The sequence below is a fragment of the Neorhizobium lilium genome (assembly GCF_004053875.1).
GTDB classification, from domain to species: domain Bacteria; phylum Pseudomonadota; class Alphaproteobacteria; order Rhizobiales; family Rhizobiaceae; genus Neorhizobium; species Neorhizobium lilii.
In genome coordinates, this window is the sequence record NZ_SBIP01000005.1 from 261,229 (window position 1) to 286,340 (window position 25,112).

The following is a 25,112-nucleotide window of genomic DNA, read 5'->3' on the forward strand; positions in this document are numbered from 1 at the left end:
TAAATGTCCATTCTCGTCAATAAAGACACCAAGGTCCTCGTTCAGGGCCTGACCGGCAAGACCGGCACCTTCCACACCGAGCAGGCGCTTGCCTATTACGGCACCAAGATGGTCGGCGGTATCCACCCCAAGAAGGGTGGCGAAACCTGGACCGGCTCCAAGGGCGAGAGCCTGCCGATCTATGCGACCGTTGCCGAAGCCAAGGAACGCACCGGCGCCGATGCGTCCGTGATCTACGTTCCGCCGGCAGGCGCTGCGGACGCGATCATCGAGGCGATCGAGGCCGAGATCCCGTTCATCACCTGCATCACCGAGGGCATCCCGGTCATGGACATGGTACGTGTCAAGGCTCGCCTTGAAGGCTCCAAGTCCCGCCTGCTGGGTCCCAACTGCCCGGGCATCCTGACCCCTGAAGAGTGCAAGATCGGCATCATGCCGGGCTCCATCTTCCGCAAGGGTTCGGTCGGCATCGTTTCCCGTTCGGGAACCTTGACCTATGAGGCCGTGTTCCAGACCTCGAACGAGGGCCTCGGCCAGACGACGGCTGTCGGCATCGGCGGCGATCCGGTCAAGGGCACCGAGTTCATCGACGTGCTGGAAATGTTCCTTGCGGACGACGCCACGCAATCGATCATCATGATCGGCGAAATCGGCGGTTCGGCCGAAGAAGACGCGGCGCAGTTCCTGATCGATGAAGCAAAGAAGGGCCGCAGGAAGCCCATGGCAGGCTTCATCGCCGGCCGTACCGCTCCGAAGGGCCGCACCATGGGTCACGCCGGCGCTGTCGTATCCGGCGGCAAGGGCGATGCGGAATCCAAGATCTCGGCCATGGAAGCGGCCGGCATCAAGGTATCGCCTTCCCCGGCTCGTCTCGGCAAGACCCTGGTTGAAGTCCTCAAGGGCTGACGCCACATAAAGGACAATCGCTGCCGATAGTTCGGTGGCGATTGTTTTCCCAAGAAACGGACAGGATGACGCTTTCGCCCTGTCCGCTTCGGCGTCTTCAGAAGACGTCATGCAGAGAATGCGGCATGCCGGAACAGATCCGGTTCCTATCACGTCAGGAGGCGGGCGCGGCGCTCGCGAAAGACCATGGCACGTCAAGAAGCCAACGAGCAGTTTCTCATCACATCCTTCCTCGATGGCGCCAATGCGGCGTATATCGAGCAGCTTTACGCCAGGTATGAGAGCGATCCCAATTCGCTTTCGCCGGAATGGCAGGCCTTCTTCAAGGCTCTCGCAGACAATCCCGAAGATGTGAAGAAGGCGGCCCAAGGCGCATCCTGGCAACGCAAGAACTGGCCGATTGCGGCCGGTGGCGATCTGGTGTCCGCACTCGACGGCAACTGGCCGGTGGTCGAAAAGGCCATCGAGACGAAGGTCAAGGCGAAGGCCGTCGAAACGGCTGCCGCATCGGGCAAGCAGATCAGTGACGCCGACGTGATGCAGGCGACGCGCGACAGCGTGCGCGCCATCATGATGATCCGCGCCTACCGCATGCGCGGCCATCTGCATGCCAAGCTCGACCCCCTCGGCATTGCCAGCGCAGTGGAAGACTATAACGAGCTTTCGCCGTCGGCCTACGGCTTTACCGAAGCCGATTACGACCGCAAGATCTTCATCGACAACGTGCTCGGTCTCGAATTCGCGACGCTTCGCGAGATGATCGAGATCCTGGAGCGTACCTATTGCTCGACGATCGGCGTCGAGTTCATGCACATCTCCAATCCGGAAGAAAAGTCCTGGATCCAGGAGCGTATCGAGGGTCCCGGCAAGGGCGTCGAATTCACGCCCGAGGGCAAGAAGGCGATCCTGTCGAAGCTGGTCGAGGCGGAAGGCTACGAACAGTTCCTCGACGTGCGCTTCAAGGGCACGAAGCGCTTCGGTCTCGATGGCGGTGAGAGCCTCATCCCGGCTCTGGAGCAGATCATCAAGCGCGGCGGCCAGGAAGGCCTTGAAGAGGTCGTGCTTGGCATGGCCCATCGCGGCCGCCTGAACGTGCTCACCAACGTGATGCACAAGCCGCATCGCGCCGTGTTCCACGAGTTCAAGGGCGGTTCCTTCAAGCCGGACGAAGTCGAAGGCTCGGGCGACGTCAAGTACCATCTCGGTGCCTCTTCGGACCGCGAATTCGACGGCAACAAGGTTCACCTGTCGCTGACCGCCAACCCGTCGCACCTGGAAATCGTCAATCCGGTGGTGATGGGCAAGGCGCGCGCCAAGCAGGACATGCTGGCCAAGACCGCCGACAAGGATGGCATCATTCCGCTGTCGGAACGTTCGCGCGTCCTGCCGCTGCTGCTGCATGGCGATGCCGCCTTCGCGGGGCAGGGCGTGGTCGCCGAAATCCTCGGCCTGTCGGGTCTGCGCGGCCACCGCGTTGCCGGCACGATGCACGTCATCATCAACAACCAGATCGGCTTCACCACCAATCCGGGCTTCTCGCGGTCCTCGCCTTATCCGTCGGATGTGGCCAAGATGATCGAGGCGCCGATCTTCCACGTCAACGGTGACGATCCGGAAGCGGTCGTCTATGCGGCTAAGATCGCCACCGAATACCGGATGAAGTTCCACAAGCCGGTCGTGCTCGACATATTCTGCTATCGCCGCTTCGGCCACAACGAGGGCGATGAGCCTTCATTCACGCAGCCGAAGATGTACAAGGTCATCCGCGGCCACAAGGCCGTGGCAGAGATCTACGCCGAGCGCCTGATTGCGGAAAACCTGCTGACTGACGGCGAGTTCGAGAAGATGAAGGCCGACTGGCGCGCCCATCTCGAAGCGGAATTCGAAGCCGGCCAGAGCTACAAGCCGAACAAGGCGGACTGGCTGGACGGCAAGTGGTCCGGTCTGCGTTCTGCCGACAATGCCGACGAACAGCGGCGTGGCAAGACCGCCGTTCCGATCAAGGAACTGCGCGAGATCGGCCGCAAGCTCTCGACCGTTCCGGAGGGCTTCAACGCCCATCGCACGATCAAGCGCTTCATGGAAAACCGCGCTCAGATGATCGAGACGGGCGAAGGCATCGACTGGGCTATGGCGGAAGCCCTAGCGTTCGGGTCGCTGGCCGTCGAAGGCACGAAGATCCGGCTATCGGGCCAGGACGTCGAACGCGGCACCTTCTCGCAGCGTCACTCGGTGCTCTACGACCAGGACAGCGAAGAGCGCTTCATCCCGCTTGCCAACCTGTCGCCCAGCCAGGCACGCTACGAAGTCATCAATTCGATGCTTTCGGAAGAGGCGGTGCTTGGCTTCGAATACGGTTATTCCCTGGCGCGGCCGAATGCGCTGACGCTATGGGAAGCTCAGTTCGGTGACTTCGCCAACGGCGCGCAGGTGGTGTTCGACCAGTTCATCTCGTCGGGCGAACGCAAGTGGCTGCGCATGTCGGGCCTCGTCTGCCTCCTGCCGCATGGTTATGAAGGGCAGGGACCGGAGCACTCGTCGGCACGCCTCGAGCGCTGGCTGCAGATGTGCGCCGAAGACAATATGCAGGTTGCCAACTGCTCAACACCGTCCAATTATTTCCACATCCTGCGCCGCCAGGTGAAGCGCGACTTCCGCAAGCCGCTGATCCTGATGACGCCGAAGTCGCTGCTGCGCCACAAGCGCGCAACCTCGACGCTTACGGAAATGGCGGGCGAATCGTCATTCCACCGTCTGCTGTGGGACGATGCGGAAGTCATCAAGGACGGCCCGATCAAGCTCCAGAAGGATGCCAAGATCCGCCGCGTGGTGATGTGCACCGGCAAGGTCTATTACGACCTTCTGGAAGAGCGCGAGAAGCGCGGCATCGACGACGTCTACCTGCTGCGCATCGAACAGCTCTATCCGTTCCCGGCCAAGGCGCTCATCAACGAGCTCTCGCGCTTCCGCAATGCCGAGATGGTCTGGTGCCAGGAAGAGCCGAAGAACATGGGCGCATGGGCGTTCATCGACCCTTATCTGGAATGGGTTCTGGCCCATATCGACGCCAAGTATCAGCGCGTCCGGTATACGGGCCGTCCGGCTGCCGCTTCTCCGGCAACGGGCCTGATGTCGAAGCATCTCGCCCAGCTCGAAGCCTTCCTCGAAGACGCGCTTGGCGGCTGATTTCAGCCGCCCTCCCAAACGTTCGAAACAATCTGACAACCACGGAAACAGATCATGGCCACCGAAATCCGCGTCCCTACTCTCGGCGAGTCCGTCAGCGAGGCAACTGTCGGCACCTGGTTCAAGAAGGTCGGCGATACGGTGAAGGCCGACGAGCCGCTCGTCGAACTTGAAACGGACAAGGTGACCGTCGAGGTGCCTTCTCCGGCTTCGGGCGTTCTTGTCGAGATCGTCGCCCAGAACGGCGAAACCGTTGGCCTCAGCGCGTTGCTCGGCCAGATCCAGGAAGGTGCCGCCGGCTCGGCGACCGCCGCCCCGGCTGCAAAGCCTGCTGAAGCCGCGCCTGCGCCAGTTGCAGCCGCAGCTGCTCCGGCACCTGCCGCCGTTGCCTCTTCGGCTGCTTCCGCGACCTCGATGCCGCCCGCACCGGCTGCTGCCAAGGTTGCGGCCGACAACAACATCTCGACATCGGATGTCGATGGGTCTGGCAAGCGCGGCCAGGTGCTGAAGGGCGATGTGATCGCCGCTATCGCCAAGGGGTCGTCGGCACCGGCTGCTCCTGCTGCCGCTCCCGCCGCACCCCGGCCGGTCGCCACTGCCGAGGATTCGGTGCGTGAAGAGCGCGTGAAGATGACGCGCCTGCGCCAGACGATCGCCAAGCGCCTGAAGGATGCGCAGAACACGGCCGCCATGCTGACCACCTATAACGAGGTGGACATGAAGGCGGTGATGGACCTGCGCACCAAATACAAGGACGTCTTCGAGAAGAAGCATGGCGTGAAGCTCGGCTTCATGGGCTTCTTCACCAAGGCCATCACGCATGCGCTGAAGGAACTTCCGGCCGTCAACGCCGAGATCGACGGCACTGACATCATCTACAAGAACTACTGCCATGTCGGCATGGCTGTCGGCACGGACAAGGGCCTGGTGGTTCCGGTCATCCGTGATGCCGACAAGATGTCCATCGCGGAAGTGGAGAAGGAACTGGCACGTCTTGCCAAGGCCGCGCGCGATGGCTCGCTGTCGATGGCGGACATGCAGGGCGGCACCTTCACCATCACCAATGGCGGCGTCTACGGATCGCTGATGTCTTCGCCGATCTTGAACGCGCCGCAGTCCGGCATTCTGGGCATGCACAAGATCCAGGAGCGTCCGGTCGCAATCGGCGGCCAGGTGGTGATCCGCCCGATGATGTATCTGGCACTGTCCTATGACCACCGGATCGTCGACGGCAAGGAAGCCGTGACCTTCCTGGTTCGCGTCAAGGAAAGCCTGGAAGATCCGGAACGTCTGGTTCTCGACCTCTAATCCGGTCGCATATCAAGGGAGAGCAGCATGGAACCCGCTTCGGTAAACGCCACGCATGTCGTGGTCCTGTTATGCCTTAGTGTCTTCCTGCTGCTCTTCCACATTCTCCTGCAGGGCTTTCTGGCGACGCGTGAGCTGGGCTCGACCTGGAATGCGAGCCCTCGGGACGACAACAAGCAGCCGGCAGGCTTTGTGCCCGGCCGCGCTGCCCGCGCTTCCAAGAATTACCAGGAAACCTATCCCGCCTTCATCGGGCTTCTTCTCGGTCTTGCCTTTATCGGCGATGCGTCCGGCTGGGGCGTGCTCGGTGGCTGGCTCTGGTTGGTCGCCCGCATCGTCTATGTCCCGCTCTATCTCGCCGGCATTCCCTATATCCGCTCTCTCGCGTGGGTCTTAAGTATTGTCGGACTGATCATCATGATGTTCGCCCTGCTGACCTAAGCTCACGGGCGGTTCAGGAAAAAGGATTTTAAAATGGCTTATGATGTCGTCGTCATCGGTAGCGGCCCGGGCGGTTACGTCTGCGCGATCAAGGCAGCCCAGCTCGGCCTCAAGGTCGCGGTGGTTGAAAAGCGTGCGACCTATGGCGGAACCTGCCTCAATGTCGGCTGCATCCCGTCCAAGGCATTGCTGCATGCTTCCGAAATGTTTGCGCATGTGGCGCATGGCGTCGATCAGCTCGGCGTCGAGGTGGCAGCACCGACGCTGAACCTCGGAAAGATGATGGCGCACAAGGACGCCACGGTGAAGTCGAATGTCGATGGCGTCGCCTTCCTGTTCAAGAAGAACAAGATCGATGGCTTCATCGGCACCGGTAAGATCGTGGCTGCGGACAAGGTTTCGGTGACGGCCGAGGACGGCAAGGTTCAGGAGCTGGAAACCAAGAACATCGTCATTGCCACCGGTTCGGATGTCGCCGGCATTCCCGGCGTCAACGTCGATATCGACGAGAAGGTCATCGTCTCCTCGACCGGCGCCATCGCGCTGGACAAGGTGCCCGGCCATCTCATTGTCGTGGGCGGCGGTGTGATCGGCATGGAGCTTGGGTCGGTCTGGTCGCGGCTCGGCGCCAAGGTCACGGTTGTCGAATATCTCGACAAGCTGCTGGGCAGCATGGACAGCGACGTCTCCAAACAGTTCCAGCGCATGATGGCCAAGCAGGGCATGGAAATCCGCACCGAGGCCAAGGTGACGGGCGTCGAAAAGACGGCCACCGGCGCCAAGGTGACCTATGAGCCGGTCAGGGGCGGCGACGCCGTGACGCTTGAAGCCGACGTGGTGCTGGTCTCCACCGGACGCAAGCCCTATACGGATGGGCTCGGGCTGGACACGGTCGGCGTCGCGCTCGACAATCGCGGCCGCGTTGAAATCGACGGCCATTTCAAGACCAATGTCGCCGGCATCTATGCGATCGGCGATGTGGTGAAAGGCCCGATGCTGGCGCACAAGGCCGAAGACGAGGGCGTGGCGCTTGCCGAAATTCTCGCCGGGCAGCATGGCCATGTGAACTACGACGTCATCCCGAGCGTGGTCTACACGCAGCCGGAAGTCGCATCCGTCGGCAAGACGGAAGAAGAACTGAAGGCTGCGGGTATCGCCTATAAGGTGGGCAAGTTCCCCTTCACGGCAAACGGCCGCGCCCGCGCCATGCTGGCAACGGAAGGCTTCGTGAAGATCCTGGCCGACAAGGACACAGACCGGGTTCTCGGCGGTCATATCGTCAGCTTCGGCGCTGGCGAGATGATCCACGAGATCGCCGTGCTGATGGAATTCGGCGGCTCGTCCGAGGACCTCGGCCGGACCTGCCATGCCCATCCGACCATGTCGGAAGCGGTGAAGGAGGCGGCGCTCGCCACGTTCTTCAAGCCGATCCATATGTGAGGCAAAACGTCCTTTAAGATAAAAGCCGCTGCCTTATAGGCGGCGGCTTTTCGGTTTGGGCTAGCGACGTCAAGCCGCAGGACTGCTTTTCGTTTCTGCTAGAGAACTGCGACGTCAGATCGTATGGTCAGGAATGAGAACCGTCAGCGATCTGTCCAGAAAGCTTTTATTCAGCCGGCCGCTATTGCCGCACCCAGCGCTCCCCGATGCCGACTGGGCAGATTGCTACACGACTGAGGTGACCAGTCAAAGTCTGACAGCAATAGAGGCTGCGTATCTTGCCCTTACCCATTTTCCTTCCTGGGCTAGGCTATTGTTAGGCCTGCGTAACCATATCGTTTCGATATTTGGTCTGAAGTCATCTGAAAGTCTTGCCTCATCTGCACGTGAATCGATTGGCTTCTTTCCCGTAGTCAGTAAATCTGACCACCAAGTGGTGGCCGGTTTCGATGACGAGCATCTGGATTTCAGGGTGATTATCGATGTCGTAGACGCCGGTGAGGACCGGAAATTGGTCGCGGCCACAACGCTGGTGTACCGGAAAATCCTGCTCGGCCGGATCTATATCGCCGTCATCACACCGTTTCATAAGCTGATCGTAAAGGCGATGCTGCGAAATATGCAAAAGCGGCTGTGCGCAGTCAGTTCACTGCCGTAACCGTATAACCTTGCCGCCGGATCAGTTCGACCAGACCTTCGCGGTCGGGCAAGTGGAGGGCGCCGACGGCGATGAAGACACCGCCTTCGGCCAGAATGGGTGCGGCGCGGTCGGCCATATGGTGATTGCGCTGGCGCACCACCAATTCCTCGAACTGGGCATAGCCGGCCTCGTCCCCGCCCTCGGGTGTAGCGCGCTTCAGAACCGGAATGGTGAGGCCGATATTGCCGGAAAGATAGAGCTCGGTCATGGTCTCGAAGACATCGTCCATCCTGGAGCCGAGTTTGATGGTTTCGATCAGCGACTTCAGGTGAAGGTCCATCGGTATGGCGGCAAGCGTCGAAAGCTGTTCAGCGAAGGTTTCCAGACCTTTTACCGGCTTGCCCTTGGCGGCCGCATCGAGGGCGATCTGCTTGTCGAGAAAGGATGCATTTTCGGCCTTACGCGCCGTTTCGCAGGCGGGCAGGGAAATCGCTGATGCCAGCATCCACGGCTTCATGCGCGATACGGCGGACAGGGGGATGCCCCTTTGCTTGAGGTCGGCTGTGAGAAGGGCGAGATCGTCCTTCGAGAGCAGCGTTTCCAGCGACCGGCCGTCGGTGAACATGGTGAGATCAGGGTTGGCGAAGATGCCTGCCATGGCCTTCTTCTCGTCAAGGATTTCGTCCGACTCCACCACAATTGTTCGGGCGGCGGCACTCGCTTCGGCAGCGCCCGGCGGCATGCGCAGCACCCGGGGGTCTGTCACGTGCATGGTGCCGAGCAGGTAGGATGGCGACAGGCCCGGCTTCTCGATCTTCCAGAAAATGGACTTGCCGTTGGGAATGCGGTCCGCTTCGGCAATGACTTCAGCGTAGGTTGCAGGGTTCTGCGCCTTCATGTCTTCCAGCAGATTGTGTCCGCCGCAGGCGCCGTCTTCAGCGAGGGCCGGTGCCAGTATTCCAAGGACGATGAGGAATGACAGGAGCGCCAGGACGTGCAGCCCTGCCAGCAGCCACAGGGTCAGGTCCTGGGCGCGTTTCAGTATCATCGCGATCGAGGAGGGCAGGGCGGCGGCAATCATCACGTCATCCGTCTGAAAATCGATCCCGGCACCTTATGGTGCGGGGCTCCACGACCTCTTAACGCGGCTGGTAAATTTTCCGTTTCAAGCCCGCGGATGAGCCCGGTCGTAAACCTCCAGCAGTCTAGCCGTATCGACGCCGGTATAGATCTGCGTGGTGGACAGGCTGGCATGGCCAAGCAGATCCTGGATCGTGCGCAGATCGCCGCCGCCCGCGAGAAGATGGGTTGCGAAAGAATGCCGCAGCGCATGCGGCGTTGCGGTTTCCGGCAGGCCGAAGGCGCCGCGCAGCTTTTGCATCTCGCGCTGGATTATGGCGGGCTGCAGGGGGCCACCTCTGGCCCCACGGAAAAGCGGTTCATCAGGCGGCAGGTGGAAGGGGCAGAGCGTCCGGTAGCGGGTGACCGCCTCCAGCACGACGGGCAGGAGCGGCACGATACGGGTTTTGCCGCCCTTGCCGTTGACACGAAGCGTTGTCGTTCCCTCGGTCAGATCCGCAGGGCGCAGGGCCAGCGCTTCGGAAATGCGCAGGCCGCAGCCATAGAGAAGCGTCAGCACGGCGGCATCGCGCGCCGCAAGCCAGGGTTCCTCCTGCAGTTGCGCATCGGTCGTGACGATGTTGAGAGCCTGGCTGTTGGTCAAAGGCTTGGGCAGCGATTTCGGCTGTTTCGGCGCACGTACGGCGCCTGCGGCTGCTGCGTTGATCAGGCCCTTCTTTTCCAGATGCCGGAGAAAGGACCGCAGGCCGGCGAGATGGCGTCCGAGCGAACGCGGCCCTGAACCTTCCCTTCTGCGGTGAGCGAGAAAGGCGCGCAGATCGGAAGGGCGCAGGTTGCGGATGTCGGAAAGACTTGCCGGGCCGCCGACATGGGCGGTAAGGAAAGCCAGAAATTGCCGCGTGTCCCGCTCATAGGCATCCAGCGTATTGGCCGCGAGCCGCCGTTCGCCGGTCAGGCTCTCCAGCCACTCCCTACGTCGTTCCATGAGCTCGGGCGCTGCGATGATCAGGAGTTCGTTCAATTTGCGGCCTGTTGAATTCGATCGGATAAGGCACCAGATTGCTCTCAACGCTGTTACGGAATCCCTAAGCATCGGTCACGATGTTACTGTCGATCTTACCAAGGGACGGGCGAGCCGGTCTCACATGCTGGAGTTATCATGGCGCGCCGCAGTTCCCTGACGACCTTCGGGCAGCTTGCGGAAGCGATTGCCCTGACTTCTCAAGGACAGCCAGGCCATATTGTGGATACTTTGATTGCCGAACGCGGACAGCGGATCGTCAAAAGCCCGTTCTGGCCGGTGATGCGCCCCTTCCTTTACACCGTGCTGCGTTATGGCAGGGCGATCGAGTTTGCGGATGACGTGGCGCCTCTCAACGGGTTCCAGTGCTTCCAATATATGAGCAATCTGCTGAAGCTGCAGATCACGGCGCGGCATGTGGAGCGCGTCCCAGCAAGCGGGGGCTTCATCCTGGTCAGCAACCACCCGACAGGCATTGCCGATGGCGTGGCCGTGTTCGATCTGCTGAAGAGCCGCCGTCCCGACATGATGGTGTTTGCCAATCGCGACGCGGTGCGGGTCAATCCGCGCTTTGCTGAAATGATCATTCCGGTGGAATGGCGGGAGGAGCACAAGAGCAAGCTCAAGACCCGCGAGACGCTGGTGCTGACCAACAAGGCTGTGGACGAGGGCAAGGCGATGGTGCTGTTTCCCTCCGGCCGGATCGCCTATTGGGACGATGGCCGGCTGAACGAGCGGCCATGGAAGACTTCGGCCGTCGGGCTCGCCCGCAAGTATAATCTGCCCGTGGTGCCGATCCATATCCGGGCCCGCAATTCCGGCCTTTTCTATTGGCTCGCCAAGTGGTCTACCGAGCTTCGGGACATGACCGTCTTTCACGAGCTGCTGAACAAGAAGGGTAATCACTTCGACTTCGCGGTCGGGCATGCGATCCCGCCCGAGGCGCTGGAGGGCGATGTCGTGGAAGTCACGAAGGCCCTTGAAAACCATACGGTGCATGAGCTTGCGGCGGATGGCGATGCCCGGTTTTCCGCTGTTGCGGATGTTGCGTCCGCAGCCTGACGTCAAATCCGGTGTTCACATTTGTTCCTCCTCAGGGCATGGTCACGCCATGGCCATAGATTCGTCCAGTCTTTTCGGTTCGCTGTTTGAGGCGCCCGCGGTCACCCGCGTCGTGCCGGTTCTGGTGCCCCTGCCAGTGCCGGTTGCCTATAGCTATGCCGTGCCGGAAGGGGTGCATGTGGAGCCCGGTTCGCTGGTGCAGGTGCCCATCGGCCCGCGGCAGGTCATCGGCGTCGTCTGGGAGGGTGACAATGACGAAAAGCTCGATCCGAAGAAGCTGAGGCCGATCACCCTCGTGTTCGATTGCCCGCCCCTGTCCAAGGAGATGCGCGACTTCATCGACTGGGTGGCCAGCTATACGCTGTCACCGCCGGGACTGGTCGCACGCATGGCGATCCGCGCACCTGCCGCACTCGATCCCGAGGCGATGGTGGAGGGGCTGCGCTATATCGGCGGGCAGCCGGAGCGCATGACACCGGCACGGACACGGGTACTGGACCTCGCAAAGACGCAGGATCATCCGTGGACCCGTAGCGGTCTCGCGCATGCGGCGAATGTCTCGTCAAGCGTGGTCGATGGTCTCACCGCGCAGGGCGTGTTCGAGACGATCTTCCTGCCGCCGCCGCCGGTGGTGGCAAGACCCGATCCGGATTTCACCCCGCCCCGGCTCGAAGGGCCCCAGAAACAGGCGGCCCAGGACATCGTCTCCGCCGTTCACAAGGGAGGTTTTTCCGCGGCTTTGATCGATGGCGTTACGGGCTCAGGCAAGACGGAGGTCTATTTCGAGGCGATTGCCGAGAGCCTGCGGCAAGGCAGGCAGGTGCTGATTCTGCTGCCGGAGATTGCTTTGACGCCGGCTTTCCTTGAGCGGTTCGAGGCGCGCTTCGGGGCAAAGCCGGCGGAATGGCATTCGGATCTTGCGCCCCGCATGCGCGAAAAGGTCTGGCGCGGCGTGGTGACCGGCGAGGTGAGGGTTGTGGCGGGCGCGCGATCCGCCCTGTTCCTGCCCTTCGAGCAGCTTGGCCTGATCGTGGTCGATGAGGAGCACGACCCTGCCTACAAGCAGGAGGACCGCGTCTTTTACAATGCGCGGGACATGGCCGTGGTGCGCGGCCGGATCGGTGATTTCCCGGTCGTGCTGGTCTCCGCCACGCCTTCAGTCGAAAGCCAGGTCAACGGGTTGGCCGGACGATACAACACCGTCCATCTGCCGACACGGTTCGGGGAGGCGGCGCTGCCGGATCTGCATCTCGTCGATATGCGCCGGCACCCGCCCGAGCGTGGCGGTTTTCTATCTCCGGTACTGCTACGGGGCATCAAGCGCACGATTGAGAAGGGCGAGCAGGCGCTGCTCTTCCTCAACCGGCGGGGCTATGCGCCGCTGACGCTCTGCCGGGTCTGCGGCCACCGCTTCCAGTGCCCGCAGTGCTCGAGCTGGCTGGTGGAGCACCGCTTCCGAAGCCAGATCCAGTGCCATCAATGCGGTTATGCCGAACGGACCCCGGAAGCCTGCCCGGATTGCGGCACGCTCGATCATCTGGTTGCCTGCGGCCCGGGCGTGGAGCGCATTGCGGAAGAGGTGGAGAAGCATTTTCCACAGGCGCGAACCATCGTCATGTCGTCGGACATGCTCGGCGGCGTCAAGCGCATGCGCCTTGAGCTGGAGGCGATCGCCAAGGGTGATGTGGATATCGTCATCGGCACGCAGCTGGTTGCCAAGGGGCACAACTTCCCGCTGATGACGCTGGTCGGGATCGTGGATGCCGATCTCGGCCTTTCCAACGGCGATCCGCGAGCGGCGGAGCGGACCTTTCAACTGCTCAGCCAGGTGACGGGACGCGCGGGACGAACGGGTCTGAAGAGCCTTGGCCTGATCCAGACCTTCCAGCCACAGCATCCGGTGATGCAGGCAATCGTTTCCGGCGATGCTCCTGCCTTCTACGAGCGGGAAATCGAGGAGCGGCAGAAGGCGATCCTGCCGCCCTTCGGACGCCTTGCTTCGCTGATCGTATCCGCCGATACCCGCGCAGAGGCCGAAACTCATGCCCGCGGACTACGGGCTGCGGCGCCTTCCGTCACCGGTATCTCGGTGCTTGGGCCGGCAGAGGCTCCGCTTGCCCTAGTGCGGGGGCGCCACCGCTTCCGGCTGCTGGTTCACGGACGGCGCAATTGCGACATGCAGGGCTTTCTCAAGGCGATGATCGCACAAGGGCCAAAGGCCAAGAGCTCGGTCCAGATCCAGCTGGATGTCGATCCGCAGAGTTTTCTCTGATCGCTTTCCTTTGCGCCGTGTTCGAAGGTTCGGCTAAAGTCCCGCCCGAATCGAGCAATGCGAGGATGCCATGGAACTCTACTTCCCGACCGAACTGGGCGAACAACTGGCCTTTATCGGCGCATCCGCAACGGCGCTGCTGGGCCTCGTCATCCTGCTTCTCCCCGGCCCGGTTCTCCGACTCGCCGCCTTTCAGGTTGGAGACGTGCGGCCGGAGGGCTACGGCTCAGTGCGCGCTGCCGGAGCGCAATATATCGCGCTCGGTGTGCTGCCCATTCTTCTGGCTCAGGACTGGTTCTACATGGCGCTCGGCATCGCGCTCGGATTGGGTGCCGGCGGACGGCTCGTCTCCTTCGTGTTCGACCGCGGCCTCACCCTTCGCAACGTACTGATATTTCTTCTCCAGGTTGTCCTTGCCGCGGGCCCTCTCGCCTATGTCTTCGGATACGTCTGACGCGGCCATCCGCGACCACGCCAGGCGCATGAGCGGGTTTGCCCGCAATAGTGCAGAAAAGTTCCCCAAGTCCTTGGCTCTCAGGCTTTTTCCAGGGGCAGGCGTGTTGCGAGTCCCTACATCCTATGCTAGACGGACCGCGAAAGTCGGAAAGGGTAGGGCGGAGGCTCTGCAGGTTCTGAGAAAAAATCAAATCAGTTCAAGGCCTTGCTCGACTTAGTATCAGGTTGTGGCGCTTGGATGGCAGTAGAGGGGGAATCTGTGCCCGTGGCTGACACGTCCCAGCATATTTCCGGTGTTGCGGAGCGCTATGCTTCTTCGCTTTTCGAACTGGCGCTGGAAGCCGGATCCGTTGACGCGGTCAGTGCCGACCTCGACCGGTTCCAGGCGCTGATGGATGAGAGCGAAGACCTGCGTCGCCTGGTCGCGAGCCCTGTATTTTCCGCCCAGGAACAGCGTGGCGCGATTTCGGCCGTGGCCGAGAGAGCCGGCGTCTCCGGCACGGTTGCCAACTTCCTGAAAGTTGTAGCGGGCAATCGCCGTCTTTTCGCTCTGCCCGGCATGATCCGCGCATTCCGCATGATCGCTGCAGAACATCGCGGCGAAGTCACCGCGGAAGTCACTGTTGCTCATGCCCTGACCGCTGAGCAGGAAAATGAACTCAAGTCGGCGCTGAAGGGCGTTACCGGCAAGGATGTGATCATCGCCGTTACGGTCGATCCGTCCATCCTCGGCGGGCTGATCGTCAAGATCGGTTCGCGCCAGATCGATACCTCCCTTCGTACCAAACTTTCCACCCTCAAGCTTGCATTGAAAGAGGTCGGTTGATGGATATCCGTGCAGCGGAAATTTCCGCAATTCTGAAGGACCAGATCAAGAATTTCGGCCAGGAAGCCGAAGTTTCGGAAGTCGGTCAGGTCCTGTCCGTCGGTGACGGTATCGCTCGCGTCTACGGCCTCGACAATGTCCAGGCCGGCGAGATGGTCGAGTTTCCGGGCGGCGTGCGCGGCATGGCGCTGAACCTCGAAGCCGACAATGTCGGCGTCGTTCTCTTCGGTTCCGACCGTGAGATCAAGGAAGGCGACATCGTCAAGCGGACCGGCGCCATCGTGGACGTTCCGGTCGGCCCGGAATTGCTTGGCCGCGTGGTCGATGCTCTGGGCAACCCGATCGACGGCAAGGGCCCGATCAATGCGACCCGCCGTTCGCGCGTCGACGTCAAGGCTCCCGGCATTATTCCGCGCAAATCGGTTCATGAGCCCATGTCGACCGGCCTCAAGGCTATCGATGCGCTTATCCCGGTTGGCCGCGGCCAGCGCGAACTCGTCATCGGCGACCGCCAGACCGGCAAGACCGCCATCATTCTCGACGCCTTCCTGAACCAGAAGGCAATCCACGACAACGGCCCGGACAACGACAAACTGTTCTGCGTGTATGTCGCCATCGGCCAGAAGCGCTCGACGGTTGCCCAGTTCGTGAAGGTGCTCGAAGAGCGCGGCGCGCTTCAGTACTCGATCATCGTGGCTGCCACGGCTTCCGACGCTGCTCCGATGCAGTATCTGGCGCCGTTCGCCGGATGCGCCATGGGCGAATACTTCCGCGACAATGGTCAGCATGCCCTGATCGCCTATGACGACCTGTCCAAGCAGGCTGTCGCCTACCGCCAGATGTCGCTTCTGCTGCGCCGTCCGCCGGGCCGCGAAGCCTATCCGGGCGACGTCTTCTATCTGCACTCGCGTCTTCTCGAGCGCGCTGCAAAGCTTTCCGACGAGCGTGGTGCTGGTTCGCTGACGGCTCTGCCGGTCATCGAAACCCAGGGCAACGACGTGTCGGCCTTCATTCCGACCAATGTGATCTCGATCACCGACGGCCAGATCTTCCTTGAAACGGATCTGTTCTACCAGGGCATCCGCCCGGCGGTGAACGTCGGTCTGTCGGTTTCGCGCGTTGGTTCCGCTGCGCAGATCAAGGCGATGAAGCAGGTTGCCGGTTCGATCAAGGGCGAGCTTGCCCAGTATCGTGAAATGGCTGCGTTCGCGCAGTTCGGATCTGACCTTGACGCGTCCACCCAGCGCCTGCTGAACCGCGGCGCCCGCCTGACCGAACTTCTGAAGCAGCCGCAGTTCTCGCCGCTGAAGACCGAAGAACAGGTTGCGGTGATCTTCGCCGGCGTCAACGGCTACCTGGACAAGATCGCGGTTGCCGATGTCGGCAAGTTCGAGCAGGGCCTGCTCTCCTACCTTCGTTCGGAAGGCAAGGCAGTGCTCGATACGATCCGCACAGAAAAGCAGGTCTCGGACGACACGAAGGCAAAGCTGAAGTCGGCTCTCGACGCCTACGCCAAGTCGTTCGCCTGAAACGGATCAAGCTCCACTAAGCCCAAGGAACCGATAACGGATGCCTTCACTTAAGGATCTGAAAAACCGGATCGCCTCCGTCAAGGCGACGCAGAAGATCACCAAGGCGATGAAGATGGTCGCCGCGGCGAAGCTGCGCCGTGCGCAGGAGGCGGCCGAAGCGGCCCGTCCTTACGCGGAGCGGATGAACAAGGTGCTGGCCGGCCTGACGGCTGCCAATGCCGGCAATGCCGAGGCGCCGCTGCTGCTTTCAGGCACTGGCAAGGATCAGGTTCACCTTCTGGTGGTCGCAACCGGCGAACGTGGCCTGGCGGGGGGCTTCAATTCCTCCATCATCCGCCTGGCTCGCGACCATGCCTTGAAACTTCTTGCCCAAGGCAAGACGGTGAAGATCCTTACCGTCGGCCGCAAGGGCAATGATGTGCTGCGCCGCTCCTTCCGGGAGAACATCGTCCACTACATCACGTTCCGCGAAGTCAAGCAGCTGGGTTTCGTTCACGCTGACGAAGTGGCCCATAAGGTGCTGGAGATGTTCAGCGCGGGCGAGTTCGACATCGCCACGCTGTTCTTCGCGCGCTTCCAGTCGGTGATCGCGCAGGTGCCAACGGCCCAGCAGATCATTCCGGCGAAGTTCGAGGCAAGCGAGGTTTCCGGAACGGCTAACCCGGCTTCCGCGCTCTACGAATACGAGCCGAGCGAAGAGGAGATCCTCGAGGACCTGCTGCCGCGCAACGTGGCCGTGCAGATCTTCCGGGCATTGCTCGAGAACAACGCTTCTTTCTATGGTGCGCAGATGTCCGCAATGGACAATGCTACGCGCAATGCCGGTGACATGATCAACAAGCTGACCTTGTCCTACAACCGTCAGCGTCAGGCGCAGATCACCAAGGAACTCATCGAAATCATTTCGGGCGCGGAAGCGCTCTGAGGTAGGAAAAAGAGGGTAAGAATCATGGCTACCGCAACGGGCTCGTCCCTCGGCAAAGTGACTCAGGTTATCGGCGCCGTCGTTGACGTCGCATTCGAGGGCGATCTGCCCGCCATCCTGAACGCTCTGGAAACCGACAATAACGGCAACCGCCTCGTTCTCGAAGTCGCGCAGCACCTGGGGGAAAACCAGGTCCGCACGATCGCGATGGACTCCACCGAAGGTCTCGTGCGTGGCCAGCCGGTCAGCAATACGGGCTCTCCCATCTCGGTTCCGGTCGGTGAGCAGACCCTCGGCCGCATCATGAACGTCATCGGTGAGCCGGTAGACGAAGCAGGCCCGCTCAACCGGGACCACCTGCGCTCCATCCACCAGGATGCTCCTTCTTACGTCGAGCAGTCCACGGAAGGTCAGATTCTCGTCACCGGCATCAAGGTCGTGGACCTTCTCGCGCCTTACGCCAAGGGCGGCAAGATCGGCCTGTTCGGCGGCGCCGGCGTCGGCAAGACCGTTCTCATCATGGAACTCATCAACAACGTTGCGAAGGCACACGGCGGCTATTCCGTGTTCGCAGGCGTCGGTGAGCGTACGCGTGAAGGCAACGACCTTTACCACGAAATGATCGAATCGGGCGTCAACAAGCACGGCGGCGGCGAAGGCTCCAAGGCTGCGCTGGTTTACGGCCAGATGAACGAACCGCCGGGCGCCCGCGCCCGCGTCGCGCTGACCGGCCTGACCATCGCTGAAGATTTTCGCGACAAGGGCCAGGACGTTCTGTTCTTCGTGGACAACATCTTCCGCTTCACGCAGGCCGGCTCGGAAGTATCCGCTCTGCTGGGCCGCATTCCCTCGGCCGTGGGCTATCAGCCGACGCTTGCCACGGACATGGGCCAGATGCAGGAACGCATCACAACCACGACCAAGGGCTCGATCACCTCGGTTCAGGCCATCTACGTTCCCGCCGACGACTTGACCGACCCGGCACCTGCAACCTCGTTCGCCCACCTGGATGCAACGACGGTTCTGTCGCGTTCGATCGCCGAAAAGGGCATCTACCCGGCCGTCGATCCGCTCGACTCGACCTCGCGCATGCTCGACCCGCTGGTTGTCGGCGAAGAGCACTACGAAATCGCCCGTAAGGTGCAGACGACGCTGCAGCGCTACAAGTCGCTGCAGGACATCATCGCCATCCTCGGCATGGACGAATTGTCCGAAGAGGACAAGATGACCGTTGCCCGCGCCCGCAAGATCGAGCGCTTCCTGAGCCAGCCGTTCTTCGTCGCCGAAGTCTTCACCGGTGCGCCGGGCAAACTGGTTGCGCTCGAAGACACGATCAAGGGCTTCAAGGGCCTCGTCAACGGCGACTACGACCATCTGCCGGAAGCCGCCTTCTACATGGTCGGCTCGATCGAAGAAGCCATGGAAAAGGCCAAGAAGCTGGCGGAAGCCGCTTAATCTTGGACAAGACGGCGCGCGGGAGACCATCCGGCGCGCCATTCCTGCATAAGACACGCAAGCCCGCGACAGCATCAAAGCCGCGTGGGAAGAACAGGGAAGTGGACCGTCATGGCCGACGCTTTCAATTTCGAACTGGTTTCGCCTGAGCGCCTGCTCGTTTCGGAGAAGGTCTCCGAAGTGGTGATCCCGGCGACGCTCGGCGAAATGACCGTGCTTGCCAATCATGCGCCGACGATGACGACGATCAAGCCGGGCGTCGTGACGGTGAAGCTTGCTTCCGGGAAGGTCGACAAATACGTCGTCTTCGGCGGCTTCGCGGACATCCTGCCGACGAGCTGCACGCTGCTGGCTGAATCTGCCGTGCTGGCGACCGACCTGACCCGCGATACGCTGCAGCACCGCATCGATGCGACACGCGCCCAGATCGGCAATGCAACCAGCGACGAGCATAAGACGAAGCTTGAGCATTTCCTCGCCGAACTGACGCATATCAACGGCGCTGTCATTCCCGGCTGAGCTACCAAAAATATCTTCTTCAAAAGGGCGGCTGTGAGGCCGTCCTTTTGCGTTTCGGCGGAGCTGTGGAGGGTCTCTGCATCAGCTGCCCAGCAGGTGCTGATGCAGCCGGGCGGCACCAGGAGAGAGCGAGCGGTAGCGCGGCATACCCAGGTAATAGCCATAGCCCGTGTCCAGCGGTTCCGTGCCAAGCTCCACAAGCGCGCCGGAGCCAAGGTCTTCTGCGATCAGACCACGGCTCCCGAGGGTTACGCCTTCCCCGCGCAGGGCGGCGTCCACTGCCAGCGAATAGGTCGAGAACGACAGACGTGGTGTGATGCGGGCCTTCGGCGGGTGCGGCAGGCGTCCGAACCACTGCCGCAGCGAAATCCAGTGCGCATTGAAGCGCTCGTAATCGATCAAGTCGAGAGCCGCAATCTCCTCTGCTTTGAGGGTGGCGGCCTCCAGTCCGCGCCGTGCTAGATAACCTGGGGATGCGACCGGAACCAGGACCTCCTTCACCAGCAATGTCAGGTTCCAGCGCGGATGTTCCCCGGTCGAGTAGAGGATGACGAGGTCATTGGCCTCGGACGCAAGTTCCGAGGGCGCGTCGGTCGTGAGCAACCGCACGGAGATGCCCGGGCTTTCGTTGTCGAAATCCTTGAGCCGCTTGGCAAGCCAAAGATGGGACACGGAACCGCTTGCGGCAATCGAGATGATCTCGCGTCCGCCGCCCCGGAAGGGCTCGAGGCTTTCCTCCAGGTAGTCCAGTGTGGCGCGCACCCGCTGGAACAGCCGCTCGCCTTCCGGCGTCAGGCTGAGATTGCGGCCGCGACGGGTGAAGAGCTTGGCGCCCAGCTGTTCCTCAAGGCCCTGGATGCGGCGGCTGACGGCTGCCTGGGTGATATGCAGCTCCCGCCCCGCGCGGGAGAAATTCATGAACCGGCAAGCCGCGTCGAAAACGCGGAAGGCTTCAAGCGGTATCCTTTCCAGCATCAGCGTCTCCATGATCTCAGATCATCAAATAGCCCGAAAAACGGATGGATTTGAAGAGCTGAAATTGTGGTGCAGATTGGAATCCTATCTGGCGGCAGGGTTTCTCATGCAATTTTCGACTTCTTTCATTCCAGACATCCATTTCGGTGCAGGCTCATTCAGCGGATTGGCGGATGCGGCGGCTGGCTTCGGCGGGATCAAGACGGCCGCCGTCGTGATCGATGGCTTTCTCGCATCCACCGGCGTTGCAACGGCGTTGGCCGATGCGCTGGCCTCCAAGGGCATCGACGTGCGGGTCTATAGCGAGTTTTCGGGCGAGCCGAAGCTTGCACATCTGCAGGCGGCGACGGCTGTTGCATCCGGCTGTGACCTCGTGATTGGTGTGGGCGGCGGGTCGGCGCTCGACATCGCCAAGGTCGCGGCCTGCTGCGCTGCTTCCGGCGAAGATCCGATGGTCTACGCGCTTGCAGCCAATCCGCTGCCGAAGAGCCCGCTGAAGAAGATCATGGTGCCGACCACGGCGGGGACGGGCTCGGAAACCTCCGCCACCAATATCTTTGCGGGGCCGGAAGGCAAGAAGCTGTGGATATGGGGTGCGGAAACCAAGGCCGATCTGGTCGTGCTCGATCCGGAGCTGACAATTTCATTGCCGGCGCATTTGACCGCCTGGTGCGGCATGGATGCCTTCATCCACGCATTCGAAGCCTGCACGAACCGCAACGCCCATAAGGGCGCGAAGCTTTACGCGCATGAGGCGATGCGGCTGGTGGCCGGCTCGCTTGAAACGGCGGTGAAAGCACCCGGCAACCTCGACGCACGCGGTAAGGTGCTGCTTGGCTCCTGCTATGCCGGCATCGCCATCGACAATTGCGGCACGGCCGTCGCCCATAATATTAGCCACGCGCTGGCGGGCCTGGCGCCGGTGCATCACGGGCTGGCGACGGCACTCGGCTTCGAGGCGACGTTGCCCTGGCTCGTTGAGGCGGACACGGCGGATCTTCAGGCGGCCGCCAAGGCTCTTGGGCTTGCCGATGCTGCGGCCTTGCCGGGCTTCGTGTCCGATCTGATGGACCGTTGCGGCTTCGTCCGGGCGCTTCCGAAGGCGTTCGACGGCTTTACCGCCGCCGACCTTGCCGCAGAAATGCGCGCTCCTGAAAATCAGCCCATGCGGCGCTCGACCGTGCGCGAGATATCCGACGCGGATATCGACACCTTCGCGGAAAAGATCATGTCGCTGCCGAAATCTGCGTGAGGATAAATCCATGACCAAGACCTATACCCGCGACTACTGGAACAGCGCGCTCGATGGCTTGAAGCTGGAAGGCCGGCACTTCATCGGCGGCGAGCATCGTACGGCGGCCTCCGGCGAAACGTTCACGCGCATCCGCCCCATGGATGGGAAGCCTGGCGCCGAGCTGGCCCGCGGGACCACCGTCGATATCGATGCGGCCGTCGCTTCGGCACGGGCGGCGTTCGAAAGCGGCGTCTGGCGGAAGAAGGAGCCGCTGGAAAAGAAGAAGATCATGCTGCGTTGGGCGGAACTGATCCGTGCGCATGGCGAAGAGCTTGCCATGCTGGAGACCCTCGATGTCGGCAAGCCGGTGCTCGCCTCCCTTAATGTGGACGTCCGGCTCTGTGCCGACGGTATCCAATATTATGGCGAGATGATCGACAAGCTCTATGACGAGATTGCGCCGACAGGCCCCAATGCGCGGGCGCTGGTGCGGAAAGTGCCGCTCGGGGTGATCGGGGCGATCACGCCCTGGAATTATCCGATGATCATCGACGCGTGGAAGCTCGGTCCGGCAATTGCTGCCGGCAATTCTGTTGTGCTGAAGCCGGCCGAGCAATCCTCGCTTTCGGCGATCCGACTTGCTTCGCTTGCCGTGGAGGCAGGCCTGCCGGCAGGCGTCCTCAATGTTGTCACCGGTTACGGCGAGGAAGCGGGCAAGCCGCTTGCGCTGCATATGGACGTGGACATGATCGCCTTCACCGGCTCCACGGAAGTCGGAAAGCTGATCATGGGCTATGCGGCGCAGTCGAACGTCAAGCGGGTGGCGCTGGAACTCGGCGGCAAGTCGCCGCTGGTGGTCTTCGAGGATGCCGACCTCGACGCTGCTGCGTCAGCCGTCGCCTGGGGCTGCTTCTACAATTCCGGGGAGACCTGCCATGCCTCGACGCGGCTTCTGGTGCAACGCTCGGTGCAGGACAAGCTGATTGCAAAGATCGAAGCGCTGACGAAGAGCGACATCGCACTTGCGCATCCCTTCGAGCCATCGGCCCAGATCGGCGCGCTGATAGAAGAAGCGCATATGCAGAAGGTGCTCCGCATGATCGCAGTCGGTGAGAAGGAAGGTGCACGCCGTGCCTTCGGCGCCGAGCAGGTACTGTCGGAAACCGGCGGCTATTACATCTCGCCGGGTGTCTTCGTCGATATGACCAACGACATGAGCCTGGCGCGCCAGGAGATCTTCGGTCCGGTGCTCGCGGCCATTCCCTTCGATACCGAAGAGGAGGCCCTGCGGCTCGCCAATGACACGATCTATGGTCTGGCCGGTGCCGTGTTCACCAAAGATATGGACCGCGCCCACCGCTTCTCCGAGGAGATCCATGCGGGTACGGTGTGGATCAACACCTATGACATGTCGAATTTCGCGACGCCGTTCGGCGGCTTCAAACAATCCGGCTTCGGGCGCGACCGCTCCGTGCATGCCATCGACAAATATTGCGACTACAAGACCATCTGGCAGCAATTCGGATAAGGCAAGATGAGCAAGATCGCATCCATCGAAATCTCTCACCACAGGCTCCCGCTCGATCCGCCGTTCAAGGCCAGCTGGGACGGCCGGCCTCGGCATCATTTCGACGCGACGATCGTCAGGGTGCGCGACGAGGACGGGCGGGAAGGGATCGGCTCCGGCGACCTGATGAAGGGTTTCGAAGGCCATGAGGACCTGTTCATCGGCCACGATCCGCGCCATCTGGAACGCCATTACGAAGTGCTGTCGCATATCAACTTCCATTATGGCCGCTGCTGGCCTCTGGACCTCGCGCTCTGGGACCTTGCCGGCAAAGTGACGGGTGAGCCGGTCTGGCGGATGCTCGGCGGCCGGTCGGATCGGGTCCGTCTCTATGCCTCGTCGGGCGTGCTGCGGTCGCCGTCGGAGATGGCCGAGCAGGCGGAGCGCTATATCGAGGAAGGCTTTCCCGCCATGAAGGTCCGCTTCTCTTCGTCCGCCGGCGGGCGATCGAGCTGGCGCGACGACGTGAAGGCGCTGGAGGCGATCCGTATCCAGGCTGGCTCGCGGCTCGAACTCATGGTGGATTGCAATCAAGGTTGGCGCATGCCTTGGGATACGACGATGTCCTGGACCTTCAAGGACGCGCTGGCTGTGGCAGGCGAACTCGAGCAGCTCAATGTCTACTGGATGGAGGAGCCGCTCCACCGTTCCGACCGGAAGGGCATGAAGGCGCTGAAGGAGGCGACATCGGTGCGTATCGCGGGTGGCGAGATGACCCGCGAACTCACCGAATTCCGCGACATCATCGAGGAGCGCGCCTTCGACGTGATCCAGCCGGATGTGGCGCTGGTGGGCGGTATCACTGGTTGCCGGCGGCTCGTCTATCAGGCACGGGAGGCAGGCGTCACCTTCACGCCGCATAGCTGGACGAACGGCATCGGCGTACTGGCGAATGCGCATCTGACAGCCGGTGCCGGGGACGCGCCCTTCCTGGAATATCCTTATGACAATCCCGAGTGGAGCGAAGCGAGACGCGACTATCCGCTGGCGTCGCCTCTGAAGCACGCCGAGGGATGGCTGGAACTGGGTGAGGCGCCGGGCCTGGGCGTCGTGCTGGACGAGGAGCGTCTGGCAGCCACCCGTATCGCCTGACCCAAGCACGTGCGGGCATGGCAGCCTTTGCCATGCCGATGTCCTCGCTGTAACGTTCCCCGCAAATGGTCGGCCAGCTACTGCTATTGGTGGCCTGGCCGGGGGAGCGCGTGCATGATCGACAAGCTGGAATTCTTCATCGCGCTCGCACGGGAAGAGCATTTCGGGCGGGCGGCGGAAGAAATCGGCATTTCGCAGCCCTCCTTGTCGGCGGCGATCCGCCAGCTGGAGGAACAGCTCGGCGTGCAACTGGTGCTGCGGGGCTCGCGCTACCAGGGGCTTACCCCCGAAGGCCAGCGTGTGCTGGAATGGGCGCGACGGATCGTCGGCGATGCGCGCACCATGCGCGAGGAAATGCGCGCGGCGCGCAAGGGCCTGGCCGGACATATACGGCTGGCGGTTATCCCGACCGCGCTTGCCATGGTGCCGCGCCTGACGGAGCCCTTTCAGGAAAAGCATCCAGACGTGACCTTTTCCGTCGTCTCACGGAATTCCTTGCAGGTGCTGTCCCAGCTCGACAATTTCGAGATCGATGCCGGCATCACCTATCTCGACAACGAACCGCTCGGCCGGGTCACGAGTGTGCCGCTCTACGGCGAGCGCTATAATCTGGTAACCGCCGAAGGTGCGCCCTATTCGGATCGTGATAGCGTCACCTGGAAGGAATTGGCGGATCTTAGGCTTTGCCTATTGACGCCGGACATGCAGAACCGCCGGATCATCAACCAGCACCTTACGGAAGCCGGTATTTCCATCAAGCCCATGCTCGAATCCAATTCCATGGTGGTGCTGCTCTCGCATGTGGGAACCGGGCGCTGGGCCAGCATCATGCCGCGCAATGTCGCACGTTCGTTCGGTTTCTCGAAGGAAATCCGCACGATTCCGCTGATCGAGCCGGAGGCGACGCATCTGGTTGGACTGGTCGCGGCACATCGTGAGCCCTTCACGCCGCTTGTCTCCGCCTTGCTGCATGAGGCTAGAAGTCTCGGCCCCACTGCCATGGCTTGATAGCTTTTTGCTATCGCGTCACCGAACAGCCTTATTGACCTGTGGAAGCGCGCGACCACAATCGACGGTCGAAGCGCTGCATCGCAGGTTTGCGTCGCTGAAGCATGGTTCCTTTGCCGGCTGGCCTTATCAGCGGAGGCGAGGGGATTGGTTGGGAGGCCATACGA

General features: G+C 61.8%; 21 protein-coding genes. 18 read left to right on the plus strand and 3 right to left on the minus strand.

Annotation, left to right across the window (positions count from 1 at the left end):
• Nucleotides 1-3: 3 nt before the first annotated feature.
• From sucD to EPK99_RS22135, 6 genes are all read left to right on the plus strand, one after another.
• On the plus strand, nt 4-906 hold the full coding sequence (gene sucD, locus EPK99_RS22110) for a succinate--CoA ligase subunit alpha (RefSeq protein ID WP_128445260.1): 903 nt from the start codon (nt 4-6) through the stop codon (nt 904-906).
• A gap of 186 nt (nt 907-1,092) precedes the next feature.
• Nucleotides 1,093-4,092: a 2-oxoglutarate dehydrogenase E1 component gene (locus tag EPK99_RS22115; RefSeq protein WP_128445261.1), complete on the plus strand. Its 3,000-nt coding sequence runs from the start codon at nt 1,093-1,095 to the stop codon at nt 4,090-4,092.
• 54 nt (nt 4,093-4,146) lie between these two features.
• Nucleotides 4,147-5,400 (plus strand): 2-oxoglutarate dehydrogenase complex dihydrolipoyllysine-residue succinyltransferase, encoded by a 1,254-nt coding sequence (odhB, locus tag EPK99_RS22120; RefSeq protein ID WP_128445262.1) that lies wholly within the window; start codon nt 4,147-4,149, stop codon nt 5,398-5,400.
• Nucleotides 5,401-5,427: 27 nt separating this feature from the next.
• Nucleotides 5,428-5,841 (plus strand): MAPEG family protein, encoded by a 414-nt coding sequence (locus tag EPK99_RS22125; protein ID WP_128445263.1) that lies wholly within the window; start codon nt 5,428-5,430, stop codon nt 5,839-5,841.
• 33 nt (nt 5,842-5,874) lie between these two features.
• The gene (gene lpdA / locus EPK99_RS22130; protein ID WP_128445264.1) at nt 5,875-7,281 is read left to right on the plus strand and encodes a dihydrolipoyl dehydrogenase; all 1,407 of its coding nucleotides are present in this window, start codon (nt 5,875-5,877) and stop codon (nt 7,279-7,281) included.
• 133 nt (nt 7,282-7,414) lie between these two features.
• A complete protein-coding gene (locus EPK99_RS22135) occupies nt 7,415-7,939 on the plus strand; it encodes a DUF2867 domain-containing protein (RefSeq protein ID WP_128445265.1) in 525 nt (174 codons plus the stop codon).
• Here the strand turns inward: EPK99_RS22135 and EPK99_RS22140 are convergent.
• Complete coding sequence (locus EPK99_RS22140) at nt 7,923-9,002, minus strand: TraB/GumN family protein (RefSeq protein ID WP_245582525.1); 1,080 nt, start codon at nt 9,000-9,002, stop codon at nt 7,923-7,925. The genes EPK99_RS22135 and EPK99_RS22140 overlap by 17 nt on opposite strands.
• An 84-nt stretch (nt 9,003-9,086) precedes the next feature.
• A complete protein-coding gene (locus EPK99_RS22145; RefSeq protein WP_164901841.1) occupies nt 9,087-10,022 on the minus strand; it encodes a tyrosine recombinase XerC in 936 nt (311 codons plus the stop codon).
• A 138-nt stretch (nt 10,023-10,160) separates the two neighbouring features.
• Here EPK99_RS22145 and EPK99_RS22150 point away from each other — a divergent pair, with 138 nt between their 5' ends.
• From EPK99_RS22150 to EPK99_RS22185, 8 genes are all read left to right on the plus strand, one after another.
• Nucleotides 10,161-11,084, plus strand: a complete 924-nt coding sequence (locus tag EPK99_RS22150) for a GNAT family N-acetyltransferase (protein ID WP_128445267.1) — start codon at nt 10,161-10,163, stop codon at nt 11,082-11,084.
• Between the two features lie 49 nt (nt 11,085-11,133).
• Nucleotides 11,134-13,356, plus strand: coding sequence for a primosomal protein N' (locus EPK99_RS22155; RefSeq protein ID WP_128445268.1), 2,223 nt, complete (start codon nt 11,134-11,136; stop codon nt 13,354-13,356).
• A 70-nt stretch (nt 13,357-13,426) separates the two neighbouring features.
• Nucleotides 13,427-13,810: an AGROH133_08824 family phage infection protein gene (locus EPK99_RS22160; RefSeq protein WP_128445269.1), complete on the plus strand. Its 384-nt coding sequence runs from the start codon at nt 13,427-13,429 to the stop codon at nt 13,808-13,810.
• 261 nt (nt 13,811-14,071) lie between these two features.
• On the plus strand, nt 14,072-14,638 hold the full coding sequence (locus tag EPK99_RS22165; RefSeq protein ID WP_128445270.1) for a F0F1 ATP synthase subunit delta: 567 nt from the start codon (nt 14,072-14,074) through the stop codon (nt 14,636-14,638).
• Nucleotides 14,638-16,167: a F0F1 ATP synthase subunit alpha gene (gene atpA / locus EPK99_RS22170; protein WP_128445271.1), complete on the plus strand. Its 1,530-nt coding sequence runs from the start codon at nt 14,638-14,640 to the stop codon at nt 16,165-16,167. The genes EPK99_RS22165 and atpA overlap by 1 nt, the downstream gene beginning before the upstream one ends.
• Before the next feature lie 40 nt (nt 16,168-16,207).
• The gene (locus tag EPK99_RS22175; protein WP_128445272.1) at nt 16,208-17,095 is read left to right on the plus strand and encodes a F0F1 ATP synthase subunit gamma; all 888 of its coding nucleotides are present in this window, start codon (nt 16,208-16,210) and stop codon (nt 17,093-17,095) included.
• Nucleotides 17,096-17,119: 24 nt separating this feature from the next.
• Nucleotides 17,120-18,550 (plus strand): F0F1 ATP synthase subunit beta, encoded by a 1,431-nt coding sequence (gene atpD / locus EPK99_RS22180; RefSeq protein ID WP_128445273.1) that lies wholly within the window; start codon nt 17,120-17,122, stop codon nt 18,548-18,550.
• A 111-nt stretch (nt 18,551-18,661) separates the two neighbouring features.
• On the plus strand, nt 18,662-19,069 hold the full coding sequence (locus tag EPK99_RS22185) for a F0F1 ATP synthase subunit epsilon (RefSeq protein ID WP_128445274.1): 408 nt from the start codon (nt 18,662-18,664) through the stop codon (nt 19,067-19,069).
• An 81-nt stretch (nt 19,070-19,150) separates the two neighbouring features.
• Here EPK99_RS22185 and EPK99_RS22190 read toward each other — a convergent pair whose 3' ends face one another.
• Complete coding sequence (locus EPK99_RS22190) at nt 19,151-20,044, minus strand: LysR substrate-binding domain-containing protein (protein WP_128445275.1); 894 nt, start codon at nt 20,042-20,044, stop codon at nt 19,151-19,153.
• 106 nt (nt 20,045-20,150) lie between these two features.
• Here EPK99_RS22190 and EPK99_RS22195 point away from each other — a divergent pair, with 106 nt between their 5' ends.
• The 4 genes from EPK99_RS22195 (at nt 20,151) to EPK99_RS22210 (ending at nt 24,945) form a co-directional block, all read left to right on the plus strand.
• A complete protein-coding gene (locus EPK99_RS22195; RefSeq protein ID WP_128445276.1) occupies nt 20,151-21,296 on the plus strand; it encodes an iron-containing alcohol dehydrogenase in 1,146 nt (381 codons plus the stop codon).
• A gap of 10 nt (nt 21,297-21,306) precedes the next feature.
• Nucleotides 21,307-22,806, plus strand: coding sequence for an aldehyde dehydrogenase (locus EPK99_RS22200; protein ID WP_128445277.1), 1,500 nt, complete (start codon nt 21,307-21,309; stop codon nt 22,804-22,806).
• Between the two features lie 6 nt (nt 22,807-22,812).
• Nucleotides 22,813-23,937 carry a mandelate racemase/muconate lactonizing enzyme family protein gene (locus EPK99_RS22205; RefSeq protein WP_128445278.1) on the plus strand — a complete coding sequence of 375 codons (1,125 nt, stop codon included), beginning with the start codon at nt 22,813-22,815 and terminating at the stop codon, nt 23,935-23,937.
• A 114-nt stretch (nt 23,938-24,051) separates the two neighbouring features.
• Complete coding sequence (locus tag EPK99_RS22210) at nt 24,052-24,945, plus strand: LysR family transcriptional regulator (protein ID WP_128445279.1); 894 nt, start codon at nt 24,052-24,054, stop codon at nt 24,943-24,945.
• Nucleotides 24,946-25,112 lie beyond the last annotated feature (167 nt).

Excerpts from the sequence above, each read along its gene's own strand:
- EPK99_RS22160 (WP_128445269.1), top strand. The coding sequence starts at position 13,427 with ATGGAACTCTACTTCCCGACCGAACTGGGCGAACAACTGGCCTTTATC.
- EPK99_RS22210 (WP_128445279.1), top strand. The coding sequence starts at position 24,052 with ATGATCGACAAGCTGGAATTCTTCATCGCGCTCGCACGGGAAGAGCAT.
- EPK99_RS22185 (WP_128445274.1), top strand. The coding sequence starts at position 18,662 with ATGGCCGACGCTTTCAATTTCGAACTGGTTTCGCCTGAGCGCCTGCTC.
- EPK99_RS22205 (WP_128445278.1), top strand. The coding sequence starts at position 22,813 with ATGAGCAAGATCGCATCCATCGAAATCTCTCACCACAGGCTCCCGCTC.
- EPK99_RS22190 (WP_128445275.1), bottom strand. The coding sequence starts at position 20,044 with ATGCTGGAAAGGATACCGCTTGAAGCCTTCCGCGTTTTCGACGCGGCT.
- atpA (WP_128445271.1), top strand. The coding sequence starts at position 14,638 with ATGGATATCCGTGCAGCGGAAATTTCCGCAATTCTGAAGGACCAGATC.
- odhB (WP_128445262.1), top strand. The coding sequence starts at position 4,147 with ATGGCCACCGAAATCCGCGTCCCTACTCTCGGCGAGTCCGTCAGCGAG.
- lpdA (WP_128445264.1), top strand. The coding sequence starts at position 5,875 with ATGGCTTATGATGTCGTCGTCATCGGTAGCGGCCCGGGCGGTTACGTC.
- EPK99_RS22175 (WP_128445272.1), top strand. The coding sequence starts at position 16,208 with ATGCCTTCACTTAAGGATCTGAAAAACCGGATCGCCTCCGTCAAGGCG.
- EPK99_RS22115 (WP_128445261.1), top strand. The coding sequence starts at position 1,093 with ATGGCACGTCAAGAAGCCAACGAGCAGTTTCTCATCACATCCTTCCTC.
- EPK99_RS22155 (WP_128445268.1), top strand. The coding sequence starts at position 11,134 with ATGGCCATAGATTCGTCCAGTCTTTTCGGTTCGCTGTTTGAGGCGCCC.
- EPK99_RS22135 (WP_128445265.1), top strand. The coding sequence starts at position 7,415 with ATGAGAACCGTCAGCGATCTGTCCAGAAAGCTTTTATTCAGCCGGCCG.
- EPK99_RS22200 (WP_128445277.1), top strand. The coding sequence starts at position 21,307 with ATGACCAAGACCTATACCCGCGACTACTGGAACAGCGCGCTCGATGGC.
- EPK99_RS22125 (WP_128445263.1), top strand. The coding sequence starts at position 5,428 with ATGGAACCCGCTTCGGTAAACGCCACGCATGTCGTGGTCCTGTTATGC.
- atpD (WP_128445273.1), top strand. The coding sequence starts at position 17,120 with ATGGCTACCGCAACGGGCTCGTCCCTCGGCAAAGTGACTCAGGTTATC.
- EPK99_RS22140 (WP_245582525.1), bottom strand. The coding sequence starts at position 9,002 with ATGATTGCCGCCGCCCTGCCCTCCTCGATCGCGATGATACTGAAACGC.
- EPK99_RS22150 (WP_128445267.1), top strand. The coding sequence starts at position 10,161 with ATGGCGCGCCGCAGTTCCCTGACGACCTTCGGGCAGCTTGCGGAAGCG.
- EPK99_RS22195 (WP_128445276.1), top strand. The coding sequence starts at position 20,151 with ATGCAATTTTCGACTTCTTTCATTCCAGACATCCATTTCGGTGCAGGC.
- sucD (WP_128445260.1), top strand. The coding sequence starts at position 4 with ATGTCCATTCTCGTCAATAAAGACACCAAGGTCCTCGTTCAGGGCCTG.